Origin of the sequence: Vibrio crassostreae (assembly GCF_041439375.1) — a bacterium.
GTDB lineage: Bacteria > Pseudomonadota > Gammaproteobacteria > Enterobacterales > Vibrionaceae > Vibrio > Vibrio crassostreae_D.
In genome coordinates, this window is sequence record NZ_JBGONY010000049.1 from 22,456 (window position 1) to 37,952 (window position 15,497).

General features: G+C 44.7%; 15 protein-coding genes. 5 read left to right on the forward strand and 10 right to left on the reverse strand.

Features of this window, described 5'->3' with window-relative positions:
- Positions 1-2: 2 nt before the first annotated feature.
- From ACED45_RS18015 to ACED45_RS18025, 3 genes are all read right to left on the reverse strand, one after another.
- Positions 3-1,136 (reverse strand): D-alanine--D-alanine ligase, encoded by a 1,134-nt coding sequence (locus tag ACED45_RS18015; protein WP_371714640.1) that lies wholly within the window; start codon positions 1,134-1,136, stop codon positions 3-5.
- Entirely contained in the window at positions 1,133-1,720 is a 588-nt protein-coding gene (locus ACED45_RS18020) for a DedA family protein (protein WP_371714641.1), read from the reverse strand. Before ACED45_RS18020 ends, ACED45_RS18015 begins: the two co-directional genes overlap by 4 nt.
- A 284-nt stretch (positions 1,721-2,004) precedes the next feature.
- Positions 2,005-3,981, reverse strand: a complete 1,977-nt coding sequence (locus ACED45_RS18025) for a bifunctional 2',3'-cyclic-nucleotide 2'-phosphodiesterase/3'-nucleotidase (RefSeq protein WP_371714642.1) — start codon at positions 3,979-3,981, stop codon at positions 2,005-2,007.
- A 414-nt stretch (positions 3,982-4,395) separates the two neighbouring features.
- On the opposite strand from ACED45_RS18025, the gene cysD reads away from it, so the two are divergent.
- The 4 genes from cysD (at position 4,396) to cysC (ending at position 9,224) form a co-directional block, all read left to right on the forward strand.
- Entirely contained in the window at positions 4,396-5,340 is a 945-nt protein-coding gene (gene cysD / locus ACED45_RS18030; protein ID WP_226088532.1) for a sulfate adenylyltransferase subunit CysD, read from the forward strand.
- A gap of 18 nt (positions 5,341-5,358) precedes the next feature.
- Positions 5,359-6,789, forward strand: coding sequence for a sulfate adenylyltransferase subunit CysN (gene cysN / locus ACED45_RS18035; protein ID WP_371714643.1), 1,431 nt, complete (start codon positions 5,359-5,361; stop codon positions 6,787-6,789).
- Between the two features lie 65 nt (positions 6,790-6,854).
- Entirely contained in the window at positions 6,855-8,579 is a 1,725-nt protein-coding gene (locus ACED45_RS18040) for an SLC13 family permease (protein ID WP_285953132.1), read from the forward strand.
- Between the two features lie 24 nt (positions 8,580-8,603).
- Entirely contained in the window at positions 8,604-9,224 is a 621-nt protein-coding gene (gene cysC / locus ACED45_RS18045; RefSeq protein WP_371714644.1) for an adenylyl-sulfate kinase, read from the forward strand.
- A 166-nt stretch (positions 9,225-9,390) separates the two neighbouring features.
- Here the strand turns inward: cysC and ACED45_RS18050 are convergent, their stop codons facing one another.
- From ACED45_RS18050 to ACED45_RS18080, 7 genes are all read right to left on the reverse strand, one after another.
- Entirely contained in the window at positions 9,391-10,299 is a 909-nt protein-coding gene (locus ACED45_RS18050) for a TIGR03899 family protein (RefSeq protein ID WP_371714645.1), read from the reverse strand.
- 351 nt (positions 10,300-10,650) lie between these two features.
- Complete coding sequence (locus tag ACED45_RS18055; RefSeq protein ID WP_061019147.1) at positions 10,651-11,166, reverse strand: DUF3299 domain-containing protein; 516 nt, start codon at positions 11,164-11,166, stop codon at positions 10,651-10,653.
- A 14-nt stretch (positions 11,167-11,180) separates the two neighbouring features.
- Positions 11,181-12,440: an ABC transporter permease gene (locus ACED45_RS18060; protein ID WP_146489832.1), complete on the reverse strand. Its 1,260-nt coding sequence runs from the start codon at positions 12,438-12,440 to the stop codon at positions 11,181-11,183.
- Positions 12,437-13,153, reverse strand: coding sequence for an ABC transporter ATP-binding protein (locus ACED45_RS18065; RefSeq protein ID WP_102478732.1), 717 nt, complete (start codon positions 13,151-13,153; stop codon positions 12,437-12,439). Before ACED45_RS18065 ends, ACED45_RS18060 begins: the two co-directional genes overlap by 4 nt.
- Before the next feature lie 139 nt (positions 13,154-13,292).
- Positions 13,293-13,952, reverse strand: a complete 660-nt coding sequence (zrgA, locus tag ACED45_RS18070; RefSeq protein ID WP_371714646.1) for a zinc uptake protein ZrgA — start codon at positions 13,950-13,952, stop codon at positions 13,293-13,295.
- 41 nt (positions 13,953-13,993) lie between these two features.
- Complete coding sequence (locus ACED45_RS18075; RefSeq protein WP_371714647.1) at positions 13,994-14,284, reverse strand: DUF2607 family protein; 291 nt, start codon at positions 14,282-14,284, stop codon at positions 13,994-13,996.
- A 90-nt stretch (positions 14,285-14,374) separates the two neighbouring features.
- A complete protein-coding gene (locus ACED45_RS18080) occupies positions 14,375-14,926 on the reverse strand; it encodes a YtfJ family protein (protein WP_102480206.1) in 552 nt (183 codons plus the stop codon).
- Positions 14,927-15,179: 253 nt separating this feature from the next.
- On the opposite strand from ACED45_RS18080, the gene ACED45_RS18085 reads away from it, so the two are divergent.
- Positions 15,180-15,380, forward strand: coding sequence for a DUF1107 family protein (locus tag ACED45_RS18085; protein ID WP_019821424.1), 201 nt, complete (start codon positions 15,180-15,182; stop codon positions 15,378-15,380).
- The last annotated feature ends 117 nt before the right edge of the window (positions 15,381-15,497 follow it).

Here is a 15,497-nt window from a genome sequence, read left to right on the forward strand (position 1 = left end):
AGTTAGTCAGTGGTCGGATATTGTTGAACAAGACGTCGCTCTTCTTGCCACGCAGCGAATAAGCTCTTGAAAGAAGGAGTTTTATGGCCTCGTTGTTTTTGCTGAGCGCCAATATCAAAAAGAATGCGGTATTGCAGAAGTAGCGTAGAAAATATCTCTCGCAGCGGTGTGTTGCGATCCCAGATATGCCCAGCCTCACTGCTTGCGCCATTGACCTCAAGGATCGTGAAATCCTCGCCGTTCATTAAGCTGTGCATGTCTTTAAACTTGACGTCGAGTCGGCCAAAATGAAAACCATCGAAGTCATCGAATATCTCGTCTAAACGTTCAGTTAAAGCCTGAGTAATGTATTGATTGCCATCGCGGAAGATGCAGCCACGGCTATGGCTACCTGCGAACGCGAGTTGGAACTCTTCGCCCTCTGCGAGCACTTGATCCAATCTATCTTGATGTCTTGGCAGATAGAGGTGACTGAGCTGTCCAGCTCGCGGGCTATTTTCAATTAACTGTTTGATTGTCGACTTGCCATCACCCATCACCATTGGTGCGTACTTGAGTGTGATCGAGATGATCTCGCCTTGCTTTTTATTTGGATAGCGAACGTAGAAAACACCCGCTTCGGCTTGATAAGGCGCCTTTTCTTGCAATAGAAACCGAGCATTATTTGGGAAAGATTCAACATACTGCTCAAGTTGATCTTGTGTGTTGATCAGCTTAACGCCAACACCTCGACAGCCAAGATCCGGTTTGGCCACAATGGGGAAATCAAGATCTGATTGTATGAGTGCGCTGTGCGCATCTTCGGCTTGTTTCTTACTGTTAAGATCCGTTTTGGTTAAGGTGATAAACGGAGAGATCCAACGCTGACTCGATGATCCGGCAAGGCTCAGTATTTCGTGTTTTGATTCGCCTACCATGCCGCTTAACTTGATGCTCGGGTTGGCGATGAGCGGCAGCGCCCAGTCAAAGTGCCGTAACCCTTGCATCAGGCTTTGAATCACCACTGGCGTGTAGAAAAACCAAGTCGGAAGAAACTCATAAGGAGAGACACTGCGCACGGTATCTTTTTCAAGCAAAGGCATGCCTGCATTGGTTTGATGTGCGGGAATGATGCGAATATCTTGCGGTGAACTCATGATAATCCTCTAGAGTAGGTTTTATTCATTAATCGATTACCGATAAACAGTAAAGCGATGGCACACGGGATAACGATCCATTGATATTCAGAGGCTTGCAGCCACGCTGATGTTCCTAAATAGTAGATGGCAGAGAAGACAATGCCAGTCCAGATCGCGGTGGCGCTGATGACAGCAAACAAGAAAGTAGACAGTGGGATGGCGAAAAAGCCACTTAAGGTAAACCCGACGGTGCGAAGCCCTGGGATAAAGCGGATAACAAAAAGGCTGCTGAATGCGTTCTGACGTAATTTGGTACGAAGCGAACGAAAGTATTTATTCGTGAGGGCTTTATATCGAACACCTCGGAAATAACGTCCTGATTTACCTAGGCAATAGAGGCCGAGATCACCTGTGGCAATACCGATGAAAATGGCAAGCAACGCATATTGAGGAGGTATTAGACCTTGAGTAGCTATACCTGCCGCCGTAACAATCGCCAGATCTTCAAGCAGATAAGAAAGCGCGATAATGCCAAGCATCAGCCATAGCAGCGATTCCTCTCCTGTATTTAACCATGCTTGGATACTCTCGACGGTGCTCATCAAATGTCCTTATCTATCCTATAGATGAATGGCTTAATGACCATTCATTGAGTGTAGTAAATTAAATAGACAGGAGGAGCAGAGAAAAACTTACAGACAATTACCGCTTTTTTGTGTTGATTGAATGAAATGAGTGGTTTGAGGTATGTGGTTTCGGTGCAGAACTAGAGGGTGTTAAAGGGTTAGAAACCTAAGGCTTTGGACTGAACATTTATAAGAAAAGAAAAAGGCTGAATCGTTAAACTCAGCCTTTCAGAACGTTAACTATGGATTACTTGAGCAATCTATTTAGTTAGGTCAATCTGGTAAACAGCAAAACCAACATCGTCAGTCGCAACACGTTTCATCGGGTATTGACCTTTCTCTTTAATGAACTCTGCTGCTTTGTCGCTTGGAGATGTTTCAAAGCGGATATCTAGCTTGTTATCCGTTTTGATTGGTGCAAATGACCAATTGTTATCTGCGCTTGGGCTCACTTGACCTTGTTCTTTGCTTACGCGAGAGATGTAGTTTGCAAGAACAGTACGGTTCTCATCTGGTGCATCAAATGCGATGAAGTCTTCACCTGTGCCTGGGAACTTAGCGCTGTATGCACGGTAGTTGTTGGTTGCGATCAGGAAGTCTTGCTTCATGTCGATTGGCTTACCTTGGTAAGTTAGGCCAACAATACGCTGTGAGTCAGGGTTAACGACTTTACAGTTTGCATCGTATTTCGCAGGTTGAGTTACGTCGATTTGGTAATCAACACCGTCGATAACATCGAAGTTGTAAGTGCGGAAGTTATCCCACTCGATCAACTGTTGTGGTGCTGTTGAGTTAACATCAACTTGGTTGAATTGACCAGCAGAACACTCAAGCCACTCTTTTACTTCGTGACCTGTTACCTTCATCGCAACTAGTGTGTTCGGGTAAAGGTATAAGTCAGCTGCGTTACGGAATGTCAGTTGACCAGATTCAACTTCAGTGAAGTTCGCTGGGTCATTCTTACGGCCACCAGCTTTGAATGGTGCAGCCGCGGAAAGTACTGGCGTACCATCTAGGTCAGGGTCACCTTGGATGAACTGTTCAACGTAATCTTTCTGTGCAAGGTTAACGATTTGAACTGTTGGATCGTCTTGTACTAGAGACAAGAAGCTGTACATCACATCGTCTGCTTTACCAATCGGTTGGTTAACAAACTCACGAGTACCAGCGTGGTCTTTTTCTAGTGCTGTTACGATGCCTTCATCAGCCGCAGCAAGAGATTTCTTCTCGATCTTGTCGTAGATAGGGCGTGCTTCTGATTGGCCTTTAACGACTTCCCACTTACCGTCTTTTTGTGCCAGTGTTAGGTCCATAACACCAACGTGGCTACCCCAACGACCTGGCATTACTGCCGCAACGCCGTTCATTGTGCCCGTTTCGTTGTCGATGCCTTGAATGTCATCAAAACCTTTACCTGGGAACACTGCGTGAGAGTGGCCGAATGCGATCGCATCAATGCCATCTACTTCAGATAGGTAGAACGTTGAGTTCTCTTCGCCATTTTTGTATGGGTCAGTTGATACGCCTGAGTGAGGGATAGCAACGATAACTTCAGCGCCTTCCGCTTTCATTTGAGGCACTAACTCGTTAGCCGTCTCAATGATGTCACGAGCGATCACTGTGCCTTCAAGGTTCTTTTTATCCCACGTCATGATTTGTGGTGGAACAAAACCGATGTAACCCACTTTTACTTCGTGCTCTACACCAGCAGTATCTTCGAACGTGTGCGTCTTGATGATATAAGGCGTGAAGTAGTGTTCTTTGGTTTCTGCGTCGTAAACGTTAGCACTGATGTACGGGAAATCAGCGTCGTTGATAGATTCTTCTAGGAACTCAAGACCGTAGTTGAATTCGTGGTTACCTAGGTTTGCAGCGTCGTAGCTTAGTTGGTTCATAGCTTTGTATGCAGGGTGAACTTCGCCTACTTCGATGCCTTTGTCTGCCATGTAGTCACCCATTGGGCTACCTTGCAGCAAGTCACCGTTATCAACTAATACGCTGTTGGTTACTTCGCTTTGAGCTTCTTTTACTAGAGTTGCAGTACGTGCTAAGCCAATTTTTTTCGATGGCTTGTCTTTGTAGTAGTCGTAATCCATTAGGTTGGTATGGATATCCGTCGTTTCTACGACACGTAATTTAATCACTTCATCGGTATCTGGTGTTGTTGTGCAGCCTGCTAAAGTCAAACCAAGACCCGCAAGTACAGCCAATGACAAAGGTTTCATTGCAACTTTCATTTTGTAGCTCCAAAGTGGATAGTAGAAAATTCGTTGCGTAATGTAACAAAACCGAATGAAACAATGATTACAACGAATGTTAATTCGTGACTTAGATCGATTACTTTATGGTGTTCTGCAAGACGCCTCCCAAAGCTGCTCAATCAATGCGCAACTGATATCGATAATATTAGTCCATTCATTTCACCTGCTTATCGGTAAATTCAATCCCTTATCAGCTTTTCGAATAAAAAATGAAATTTTAGAATTTCCAGTAATATGAGAGGCTCGTCATAATGCCTATATCAAGGACGTATCAGGCAGATGAATAGCAAGGATAGCTCAAAACGAAGCTTCTGTTTTCTTCTAGTGCCAATACTCCCATTCACTCAAGTGGATGAGTTAAATCCCTTGCTTGGCAAGACCAAGTAATGAATTGCTCGTAACGCGAGCCTTAAAGGAAGCACTGAAATGGACCAAGAACGTTTAACCCACCTAAAACAGCTCGAAGCGGAAAGTATTCATATTATCCGTGAAGTAGCGGCTGAGTTTGATAACCCAGTGATGATGTACTCCATCGGAAAAGATTCTTCTGTGATGCTTCATTTAGCTCGCAAAGCGTTTTATCCAGGCAAGATTCCATTCCCGCTATTGCATGTAGATACGGATTGGAAATTCCGCGAGATGATTGAGTTTCGTGATCGTACGGCTAAAAAGTACGGCTTCGACCTTTTAGTACATAAGAACCCAGAAGGTATTGAGATGGGTTGTAGCCCATTTGTACATGGTTCTTCGAAGCACACTGACATCATGAAAACACAGGGCCTTAAGCAGGCGTTAAACAAGTATGGGTTCGATGCGGCTTTTGGTGGTGCGCGTCGTGATGAAGAAAAATCTCGTGCGAAAGAACGTGTTTATTCTTTCCGTGATAAGAACCATACGTGGGATCCAAAAAACCAGCGTCCAGAGCTTTGGCACACCTACAACGGTCAGGTTAATAAGGGCGAAAGCATTCGTGTCTTCCCGCTATCTAATTGGACTGAGCTCGATATCTGGCAATACATCTATCTAGAGAGCATCGATATTGTTCCACTTTACCTTTCAGACAAACGCCCTGTAGTTGAGCGTGATGGCATGCTGATCATGGTTGATGATGACCGTATGGAGCTGCAAGAAGGTGAAGTGATTGAAGAGAAAAGCGTTCGTTTTCGTACTTTAGGCTGTTACCCATTAACCGGAGCGGTTGAATCTGAGGCGAATACGCTAACGGGCATTATTGAAGAGATGCTGGTGGCGACGTCTAGTGAGCGTCAAGGTCGAGCGATTGACCATGATCAGTCGGGCTCTATGGAGCTGAAAAAGCGCCAAGGTTATTTCTAAGAATCTAAGGAAAGAAAAATGAATAGTGCAGTAGAAGCCGAATTGGCTGAACTAGGGATTGAAGGTTATCTAAGTCAGCATCAGCATAAATCTATGCTTAGATTTTTAACTTGTGGCTCGGTAGATGACGGTAAAAGTACGCTAATCGGTCGCTTACTCCATGATACAAAACAGATTTATGAAGATCAGCTAGCGGCGGTTCACTCGGATAGCCAACGAGTGGGAACGACAGGTGAGAAACCTGATTTGGCACTGCTTGTTGATGGTCTGCAGGCTGAGCGTGAGCAAGGGATCACGATCGATGTGGCTTACCGCTACTTCTCGACTCAAAAACGTAAGTTCATTATTGCTGATACTCCTGGGCATGAGCAGTATACGCGCAACATGGCAACAGGCGCTTCAACGTGTGATCTGGCGGTGATCTTGATTGATGCTCGTAAGGGCGTTCTGGCTCAAACACGTCGTCACTCGTTTATCTCTAACCTGCTTGGTTTGAAGCATTTCATCGTTGCTGTAAACAAGATGGATCTTGTGGAGTATTCACAAGATCGTTTTGAAGAGATTCGCGATCAGTATCTAGAGTTTGCAGAAAACCTAGAAGGTGAAACCAATATTCAGATCTTGCCAGTATCGGCGCTTGAAGGCATCAACGTTGCTGCACCAAGTAAAGAGCTTGCATGGTTCGAAGGCCCATCTCTGCTAGAAGTGTTAGAGAACGTCGACATTGACCAAAAGCGTTCGGCAGGTGAATTCCGATTCCCAGTTCAGTACGTCAATCGTCCTAACTTAGACTTCCGCGGTTTTGCTGGCACCGTTGCCTCTGGCCGTGTCAGTGTCGGTGATGAAATCAAGGCGCTGCCGTCGGGTAAAACCTCTAAGGTTGCACGCATTGTAACTTTTGATGGTGATTTGGAGTCTGCGCAAGCGGGCTTGGCAGTAACACTGACCCTTGAAGATGAGATTGATATCAGTCGTGGTGATTTGATTGTGCTAGAAAACGCGCAGATTGAATCCACTAACCACGTATTGGCTGACATCGTGTGGATGACAGAGCAACCATTGCAACCGGGCAAAGCTTACGACATCAAGATCGCAGGCAAGAAAACCGTTGGTCAGGTTGAAACGGTTCGTCACCAATACGACATCAACAACCTATCGACTCACGCTGTCGATGAGTTGCCATTGAATGGCATTGGCTTGTGTGAATGGTCACTGAACGAGACTGTCGCGCTGGATAAATACCGTGAAAGTGCCGATACCGGTGGCTTCATCGTTATCGACCGACTAACCAACGTGACGGTTGGGGCGGGTTTGATTCGAGACCGTTTGGACTCTGTTGAACAGCAAGTCGGTAACTTCTCTGCATTTGAACTTGAGTTCAACGCATTGGTTCGCAAACATTTCCCTCATTGGGATGCCAAAGATCTAAGCCAACTACTGAAGTCATAAACGACCAAGTAACAGCTTATTGAATCAGGCGGAAACCGATCGTTTCCGCCATAAAGGACGGGTATATGTGGCAACAAGGATTTGTATTAGCGATTTTGCTCGGCATCATTACTTGCCTGCTCGTTACCCGTATTAAGCCAAGCTTTATCTTTGCTGGCGCGGCGTTTATTGCTTTTATGGCTGGCATGATCGACTTGTCGAGCTTGGCTAATAACTTCACTAACTCCTCGTTACTGACTTTAATTCTTCTGATCCTCGCATCAAGTGCGTTGGAGAAAACTCGCTTAATCAGCTGGGTTAGCCGCAATATCTCTGAAGGTAGGCTAGGTACCGTGGTTGCGAAGTTGGGTATTTCTACAGCGTTACTTTCTTCTTTTACTAATAACACCGCGGTGGTTGTTTCTTTGATCGGGGCGATCAAACGTAATCAACAGCACGCGCCGTCTAAGTTACTTATCCCTTTGTCATACGCTGCCATCTTAGGTGGCACCCTGACATTGATCGGCACCTCTACCAATTTGATCATCAATAGTTTTGTTGAAGATGCAGGTTTACCGAGCTTAAACTTTTTCACACCTACCTTGATCGGTTTAGCGGTTTTGGTCGGTGGGGTATTGATCCTTATTCCTCTTAGCTATTTTCTACCCAGCTACGATGATGGTTCTCAAGATGATCTGCCTTACTTTCTCGAGGCGCGAGTTGAGCCAGGTTCTCCATTAGTTGGCCGTAGCGTCAGTGAGAATAACCTTCGAGCATTGAGAAAACTGTTCTTAGCAGAAGTGATTCGCGACGGTAAGACCACGGCATCGATTGATCCTGATTTTATTCTTCAAGCTCGTGATCGATTGCTGTTTTGTGGCGATGTCGAGAGTGTGGCGACACTACAAGAAATTCAAGGTTTAACCCTGTTTGGTCAGCATCATTTGAATGGTCAGAGTTTTGTTGAAGTTGTAGTGAGCTCGTCGGCAAGCTTCTGTAATAAAACATTAAAAACCAGTCAGTTTAGAGACCGTTTCGATGCGGTTGTGGTTGCTATTCGTCGTGGCCATGAACGCCTTGAAGGTGGTCTTGGAAACATCATATTGACCGCTGGTGATACTTTGATTTTGGTTCCCGGCAAACGCTTTGAAGAGCAGCGTCAGCAACACAACAAAGAGTTTGTGTTGATGAATGACTTAGATTCGAGTGCCAAGCTTGATGCAGATAAGTCGACGTTCGTGTTGCTTGGTTTTGCCAGTGTGATTGGCCTCGCTCTGGTTGACGCAGTGCCAATTATCAAAGGCTTAGCTGGTTTTCTACTGTTACTGGTGGCATTTGGCGTGGTACAGCTGGGTGAGCTCCGCCGCCGTTTCCCAGTCGATATTGTGGTGATCGTGGGGTCTGCACTTTCTATTGCCCAACTGATGATTTCATCGGGTTTGTCTGAGCGCATGGGGCTGATGTTCATGGAGGCATTTAATGGTTGGGGCGTATTCGGTGCGTTAGTTGCGACCTACTTTATGACCTTGGTTCTGACTGAGCTGGTGACCAATAATGCGGCCGCAGCACTCTCATTTCCGATTGGCTACAGTATGGCAGTAGGCTATGGAGTTGACCCTATGCCGTTCATTATGGCGGTACTGTTTGGTGCCAGTGCCAGTTTTATCTCTCCATACGGCTACCAAACCAACTTACTTGTTTATAGCGTAGGTAATTACCATTTAACGGATTATCTACGTATTGGTATTCCAATCTCGATTGTTTATTCGGGTTTGGTATTGACCCTAATTCCTTATTTTTTCCCATTTTAATGCTGTTTATTTAAAGGACTAATTATGACCGCAGTACTCAAACCTAAAGATGAGAATGTTGTGTGGCATCAACACTCGATTGATAAAATATTTCGCGCGGATCTGAAATCACAAAAGCCAGCCGTGCTCTGGTTCACGGGGTTGTCTGGTTCTGGTAAATCGACAGTCGCTGGAGCATTAGAAAATCGCTTGGCACAGCTTGGTTACCATACTTACTTATTGGATGGTGACAATGTGCGTCATGGCTTATGTAGCGACCTTGGCTTCTCTGAACAAGATCGTCGAGAGAATATTCGTCGTATTGGCGAGCTTGCTAAATTGATGGCAGATGCAGGCTTAATTGTGCTGTCTGCTTTTATTTCTCCACATCAAGCGGAACGACAACTTGTGCGAGATTTATTACCTGAAGGCGAGTTTCTTGAGGTGTTCGTTAATACGCCATTAGAGGTTTGCGAACAGCGTGACCCTAAAGGTTTGTATAAGAAAGCACGTGCGGGAGAAATTCTTAACTTCACAGGGATTAGTTCGACTTACGAAGCGCCAGAGAACCCTGAGATTGATCTACCAGCAGGAGAGAAGACGATCGATGAATTGGTAGAGTTGTGTATTGATGCGTTGGAGAAGCGAAATATTTTAGCCAATTGAGATCGTTGGTATGACTAAGGCTGCCAACTTGCTTATCGTTTTATTCATGACTGATAAGTAGTGCAGCCTTGGTTTACCGAGACAAGAAACCTACCTTTTAGATTCTCTTTATTCTTCTCAATACACTTCACTTTTTACACCGTCTATTTTTTACACCGTCGATTGTCTAGACGGTGTAATTCACGCTGCTTTTTACTTCTGTCTGAACCGTGAATTTTTGGCTTAATAGCGCAATCAATTGGTCGTAATACTGCGTGTTTGGCTTGTTGCCAAGTAAGGTACAAAGCTCATTACCTGTTGGGCTGAATCGGTAGTAAACCAGCTTCACCCCTTTTGATAACGGTGCCAGTGACATACTCTTACCTTGATAGGTTAGGTGCAGAGCTGGATCGAAATCAATTTCTCCAGACTCTAACTCAGTGCCCAGAATGATACCGAGTTCAATCAAATGGAGCAGGCTAGAGTAGGGAAGGTTATGCCCACCAAGGTTGATGGTGTTGGTGGTGTCCCTTTTGCCAAAACTAAATAGTCCTGCGTGAGATTTGAAGCCGAGTAAGAGCTTTCTGCTGTTATCGCTACCAAAGCTACAACCCAGTGATGCAGCTCTTTGTAGGGTCAGTGCTTCCTTTGGCGTCATGTCTTTTAAGATCTGAAGCGCCTTCATCGACGTCGAGCCTGGGTTAGTGACCTCTCGTTTCAGTACTTGAGCCCATAGCCTTTGCATCGATGTATTGTGGATCTCTTGTGCCATATCGAAAAAGCGGTACAGCCAGTCCTGATCCGGGTCTCCAGCCGCTTCATCCTTACATGAAGAGTGCGCCAACTTTAGAATCTGTTCTAGGTTCTTTTGGCGAAGCTCTCTACGTTTTTTCTCTCGCAATAGTGCCCGTTCGATAAGGGTACTCTCAGCTTTATCCTTTGGCTTGGCACTATGACTAATTAAGGAATCGAGGCCGAAGCTTTGTGCGATGTGCAGCATTCTGCTGGCACTGTCGGCAATATGAGGCTTTTTCTCATGCTTGTGCTGTGTATCGCTAGCATGCTCGATGATCACTGGCTGTTTGGTTTCTGACATAAGAGTACCCTAAGGAAACGACTTAACTGTCTAAAATGTAACTCTTTATCTTATTGGTGGCTAGATTTTGCGTGCAGAGTTGAAGGTTTCAACAAAATTTTACTGTTGCTAATGATAATAAAATGTTAAATTTGTTGTGGTTCTCAAGGAGGAGTTATGAATCAAGTCAATGATAACAAGCTGAAGAAACAGCTTTGTATAGGGTTATTACTCGCGACTTATGTCGCTGTGCTAGCTTACTTATCTAATTACATTGCGTAATTCAGAAGAAAATTATCGTTATTAAACTGTTATTGAATGATATCACTCGTTCAGTGACGGCAGCTCATCCTTGAGCCACCCTTCTAATGACTACATGTCGTCATATTCTTCAATCGCAGTACCTTCAATAAGATAACCGGTTTGCGCTAAGTCATGGCTGATCGACTCAGTTTTCAGCGTACCGACTAAATAAATCACATCCCATAACTGCTGTATTGGTGCACCTTTCGGGAACTTCACGTAGATGATTTGGTTCGGTGGTGGCGGTGGTACGTGGATACATGCGCCAAAGTAGGGTACTAGCAGAAACTCAGTGATCATATTCTCATCACCTTCCAATGGAATCACAAAACCAGGAATCTTTACTGTGCTGCCATTCAGTTCTGGGCGAACAGCACCAAGTGTCGATTGTTGAGGTTTGTCCATACTATTGTGGTCAACCATCGGCATGCCAAATGAATCTAGTTGAGCACGCTCTGATTCTGGAATCAAATCAATCCAATCAAGTGTTAACACCGATTCGTCGTTCTGAGTGGTTTCAGCGTGAGCTGTGCTGATAAATGGGAACAGAAGTAGCCCAAATATCAGGAGGAATTTGCGTTGCATCGTAGGTTCCTATTTTAGATTCGAATGGTCATGCCATCAGATAATGACTGACGGTAAGCCCTGAAAGCGGGAATAAAGCCGATAATGATTCCGGCAACTTGCACCAACATAAGCAGTTTCCACTCATGAGGTGTGATTGCGGATATCGATATGTTGATACCATAACTTTGTTGCACAATAGGAGCAACCACTGCGATCAGAGCAAACAACACCGCAACACCTAATGTAATGCCAAGGAAGGTTAGCGCACTGGCTTCACTGATCAGTAAACCAAACACATGACGAGGTCTGGCACCCATCGCACGCAGAATGGCCATCTCTCGACGTCTTTCTTGCAAGCTAGTGAGTAGACTACTCAGCATCCCTAGCAGTCCCGCGACTACAACAAACCCTGAAACAATCAGCAGTGCTTGCTCTGCCACTGCCATCATTCCCCACAATTCGTGAAGTGCAATGCCCGGCATAATGGCGCTCAAAGGTTCTTGGCGGTAGTTATTGATTTCTCGTTGCAGTGCGAAGGTTTGGATCTTTGAGTTAAGGCCAATCATCATCGCGGTAATCTGCTTTGGTTGGAAGTCACGTTGCTTTAGCGCTTCAGCATCCGGTGTGTGCCCGAGGTTAGCCCCCGATTCCCAACCAACGTGAATCGCTTCAATGGCCTCTAACGAAACATGCACCGTTTTATCTACTGGTGTGCCGGTTGGCGCGAGTATTCCGACAATGGTGAAGGGCAGATTGTCGTGGCGACTGAAGGCGACATCACTGATACCGTGCGCCAGAATGATGTGATCACCAATCTTGTAATCTAACTTCTTCGCGACATCGGCACCAATCACGACATCAAATAGCTGATTAAACTCTTTACCTTGCTGAAAAGTAAGTGGTTGCTTACTTCCATAGCGATAATTCTCGAAGTAGCTATGGTTAGTGCCCATTACGCGGAAGCCTTTATGTGAATCACCCAATGAGATTGGGATCGCCCACTTTACAGCGTTGTGCTGGCTAAATTCTTCATAGCTTTTCCAGTCGATGTTGTTGGTCGCATTACCGATTCGAAATACGGAATAAAGCAGCAGGTTTACCTGACCTGAGCGGCCACCGACGATAAGGTCAGTACCTGAAATCGTATTCGCAAAGCTGCTCTTAGCTTCGGTTCTTACACGTTCCACACCGAGCAAGAGAATCACTGACACCGCCACGGTGAGAATAGTCAGAATGGCTGTGGCTTTACGGTTGAGTACGCTTTTTAAGGCTAAGTGAGTAATTACTTTCATACGACAACCTTAGCTTGGTTAGCGGTTTTTAAATCTATGGTTCGAGTGAACAGTTTTTCTAGTGTTGGATCGTGACTAACAAAGATCAAGGTAGAACCCGCCTGATTCGCTTGTTCTAGCAACAGTTCGATAAAGGCTTCTCGGTTGTCATGATCCAGAGCTGATGTCGGTTCGTCGGCAATAATGATTTTGGGTTGGCCGATCAAAGCACGAGCGGCAGCAACACGTTGTTGTTGACCAATACTCAACTCGGTAACGGGCTTGTCCATGAGAGCTTGAGGTAGCTTTAATCTGAGCAACAACTCTTGAGCGGTGGCTTGCAGGCTGTTCTGACTTTTAGTGACTTGCTGCTTACGAATCTTAGAAAACTGACAAGGAAGCGTCACGTTGTCGATGACTGACAAGTAAGGAAGCAGGTTAAATTGTTGGAATATATAACCAATATGATCGGCTCTGAATTTGTCTCTCTGGCGAGGTGTTAGCTGTGTGAGATCTTGGCCAAGGATAGATACTTCGCCTTGTTCAGCTTGGTTGATTCCGGTCAGTAACCCTAACAATGTTGATTTCCCGCAACCACTAGGCCCTTTGATGAAAAGGTGCTCTTGGGCTTGGATATGCAGTGAGGTGATCTCTAGCGTTGGGGGCAATTCAGGCTTCCAACGAAAGCTGATATTTTCGAGTTTGACCACAAGTGATGAACTGTCAAAAGACATATTAGCTCCAATAATTAAAGCGGTGTCTCTACTGGACAGTTATCAGAATAATAAATTCCCAGAGCACACCGATTTGTACAGCCAAGTAAGTGAACACTTACTTGGCTGCTTATCTACGTTTAATTCAATCTAATGCTAATTAGAATCGAAAACTAATACGATCTGCGTTAAGCACTTCTTGAATTTGAGCACTGTCAGTTAGCAGGTTTACAGTCATTGATTTTGTGTTGCTGAACTTAGAGAACCACTGAGTATTCACGGTATCCAGTTTTTCAATGTCAGAACATTGGTAGTGGTACTCGACAGTGAACTCACCGTGGCCGCCTTCTGAGTGGTCATGGCCTTCGTGGTCATCATGATCGTGTTCTGCGTGGTCATGGCCTTTGTGGTCGTCATGATCGTGCTCTGCGTGGTCATGGCCTTTGTGGTCGTCATGATCGTGTTCTGCATGGTCATGGCCTTCATGGTTATCATGATCGCCTTCCAAGGTGTTAGTCACTGACTTGAACTTCAGAGTACAACTTGCATTATTGAAACCAAATAGATCTTCTGGCTTGTTTAATTGCGCGATAGCTTGTTCAAACACTTTCTTTTGTTCAGCCGTTTCTGGAGCATGCTCAAAGCCAACCACATCAGCACCGGGTGCTGTCACTTCAACAAGTAGCTCTTGTCCATCCTGAGCGATGTTCACTTCAACTTTACCGTGCACGTGTGCTTCGTGAGAGCGGAATTCTTCGTTAGCTAGAACACTAGCAGAGACAGTCATGCCGATAACAACGGCTAAGATAGTAGGTTTCATGTTTTTTTCCTGAATAAAGGTTAATTAAAAAGTAGTGGTAATTAAGCGATATTTACAGGAGGTGAGCGTGCCAAATAAGCGAAATATAGGCGTTGTAACGAAATAACTGATTCTGTGATAGCGACAGTAAATTCCGAATGGAACTCTGGGACCTGTGGAAGTGAGTGTGCCGTAATAAACTGATTTATCGAAAACAGCTCACAATGGTGTGAGGTGTGGTGTTCTGGTGCGATATCTACTATGTGCGTTGTGGCTAACACGCTTAACATGAGCATAAGCCCAAGCAAGAAGCCTGTTTTGGGTTTCACATTGTTAGGTGTTTTTTGCCACATCAGGATGATTAACCACAGAATTAAAAAAGGATACTGTTATAATATAACAATATCCTTTGGTTAGGTCTCGAAAAAGACGCGAATATCTTATTAAAGACTCGCTTTAATCAATTCAATGACTTGAGTGACTTCTGCTTCGTTTAATGCACCTTCTTTAACAAACAAGATTTTACCTTGCTTGTCTTGAACGATAATCGCTGAGCTTTCTTCTTTCAGAGCCCAAGATGACGCAACGGCGCCGTCTTCATCTAGAACCATAGAAGACCATGGAAACTCTTCTTTGCTACTTTCTGCTGACGATTTAACAAAAGAACCCGTACCCCAGATAGCATCATCTTGGTTGATGATGGTGGTGGTTTGGTAGCTGTCTTCTGAGAACTTCGAGGCGGTAATGGCGGCCATCAATGGTGCGTTTAGCTCTTTAGAGCTGCTGCGGCCAGCGATAGCTTGAACGACACGAACTTTACCTAGGAGATTGTTGGTTGCCCAAGCTTGATATCCGGTATTTCCGTCGTTTAGTACGATTTCACCATAGTTGCTAACATCGACAGCAGGCAGAGTTGCACCTACAGATAGATTGTGAGCATTGGCGAAGAGTGGAGAGGCTGCGGCTAAAAAAGCCAGTAGAGTTTTGTTTTTCATTATATTTTTGTTCCGCTTATTGGTTTGCACTGGAAGTATAATATGAAATTTGAAAAATGCCTCTTTAACTTTTTTATCGTACGGCGTGGAAAGAAGTTGCAGGCTTGTTATCAAAAGGTATAATGCATCAATATCGAGATGAACAATAGATTATCTTGCTGTTTGCTAAAGGAATTAGCGATTAAATCTGCTTTGAATAGTGATGCTGTTCAGGTATGTGACTGTAGTACTCAAATGGAATTGAGGTTGTATTATGTTAAGAAAATTTTCTACTTACCGTCCACATCAGGTGGCGCGTTTCGTTAAAGTCCTGTTCAAAGGTCAATTTGCTATTGAAGGTGTTGGGGAGTTTCGCTTCGACCAAGGCAAGGTGCTTCTTCCTGAAGTTTCAGACAAACAAAAGCTCACTATTTTTAAAGAAGTTAACGGTACTATTGCAGCGTTGCCGGTGTAACTGCGCTTTATCGATTTGTTTACACCGAATAGATTAACAATGAAAAGGGCTTCCTAATGGAATAATGCCGATCGTTTAAGAAGACTTGAACGATCTTGCAGTTAGCAGATAATCCCC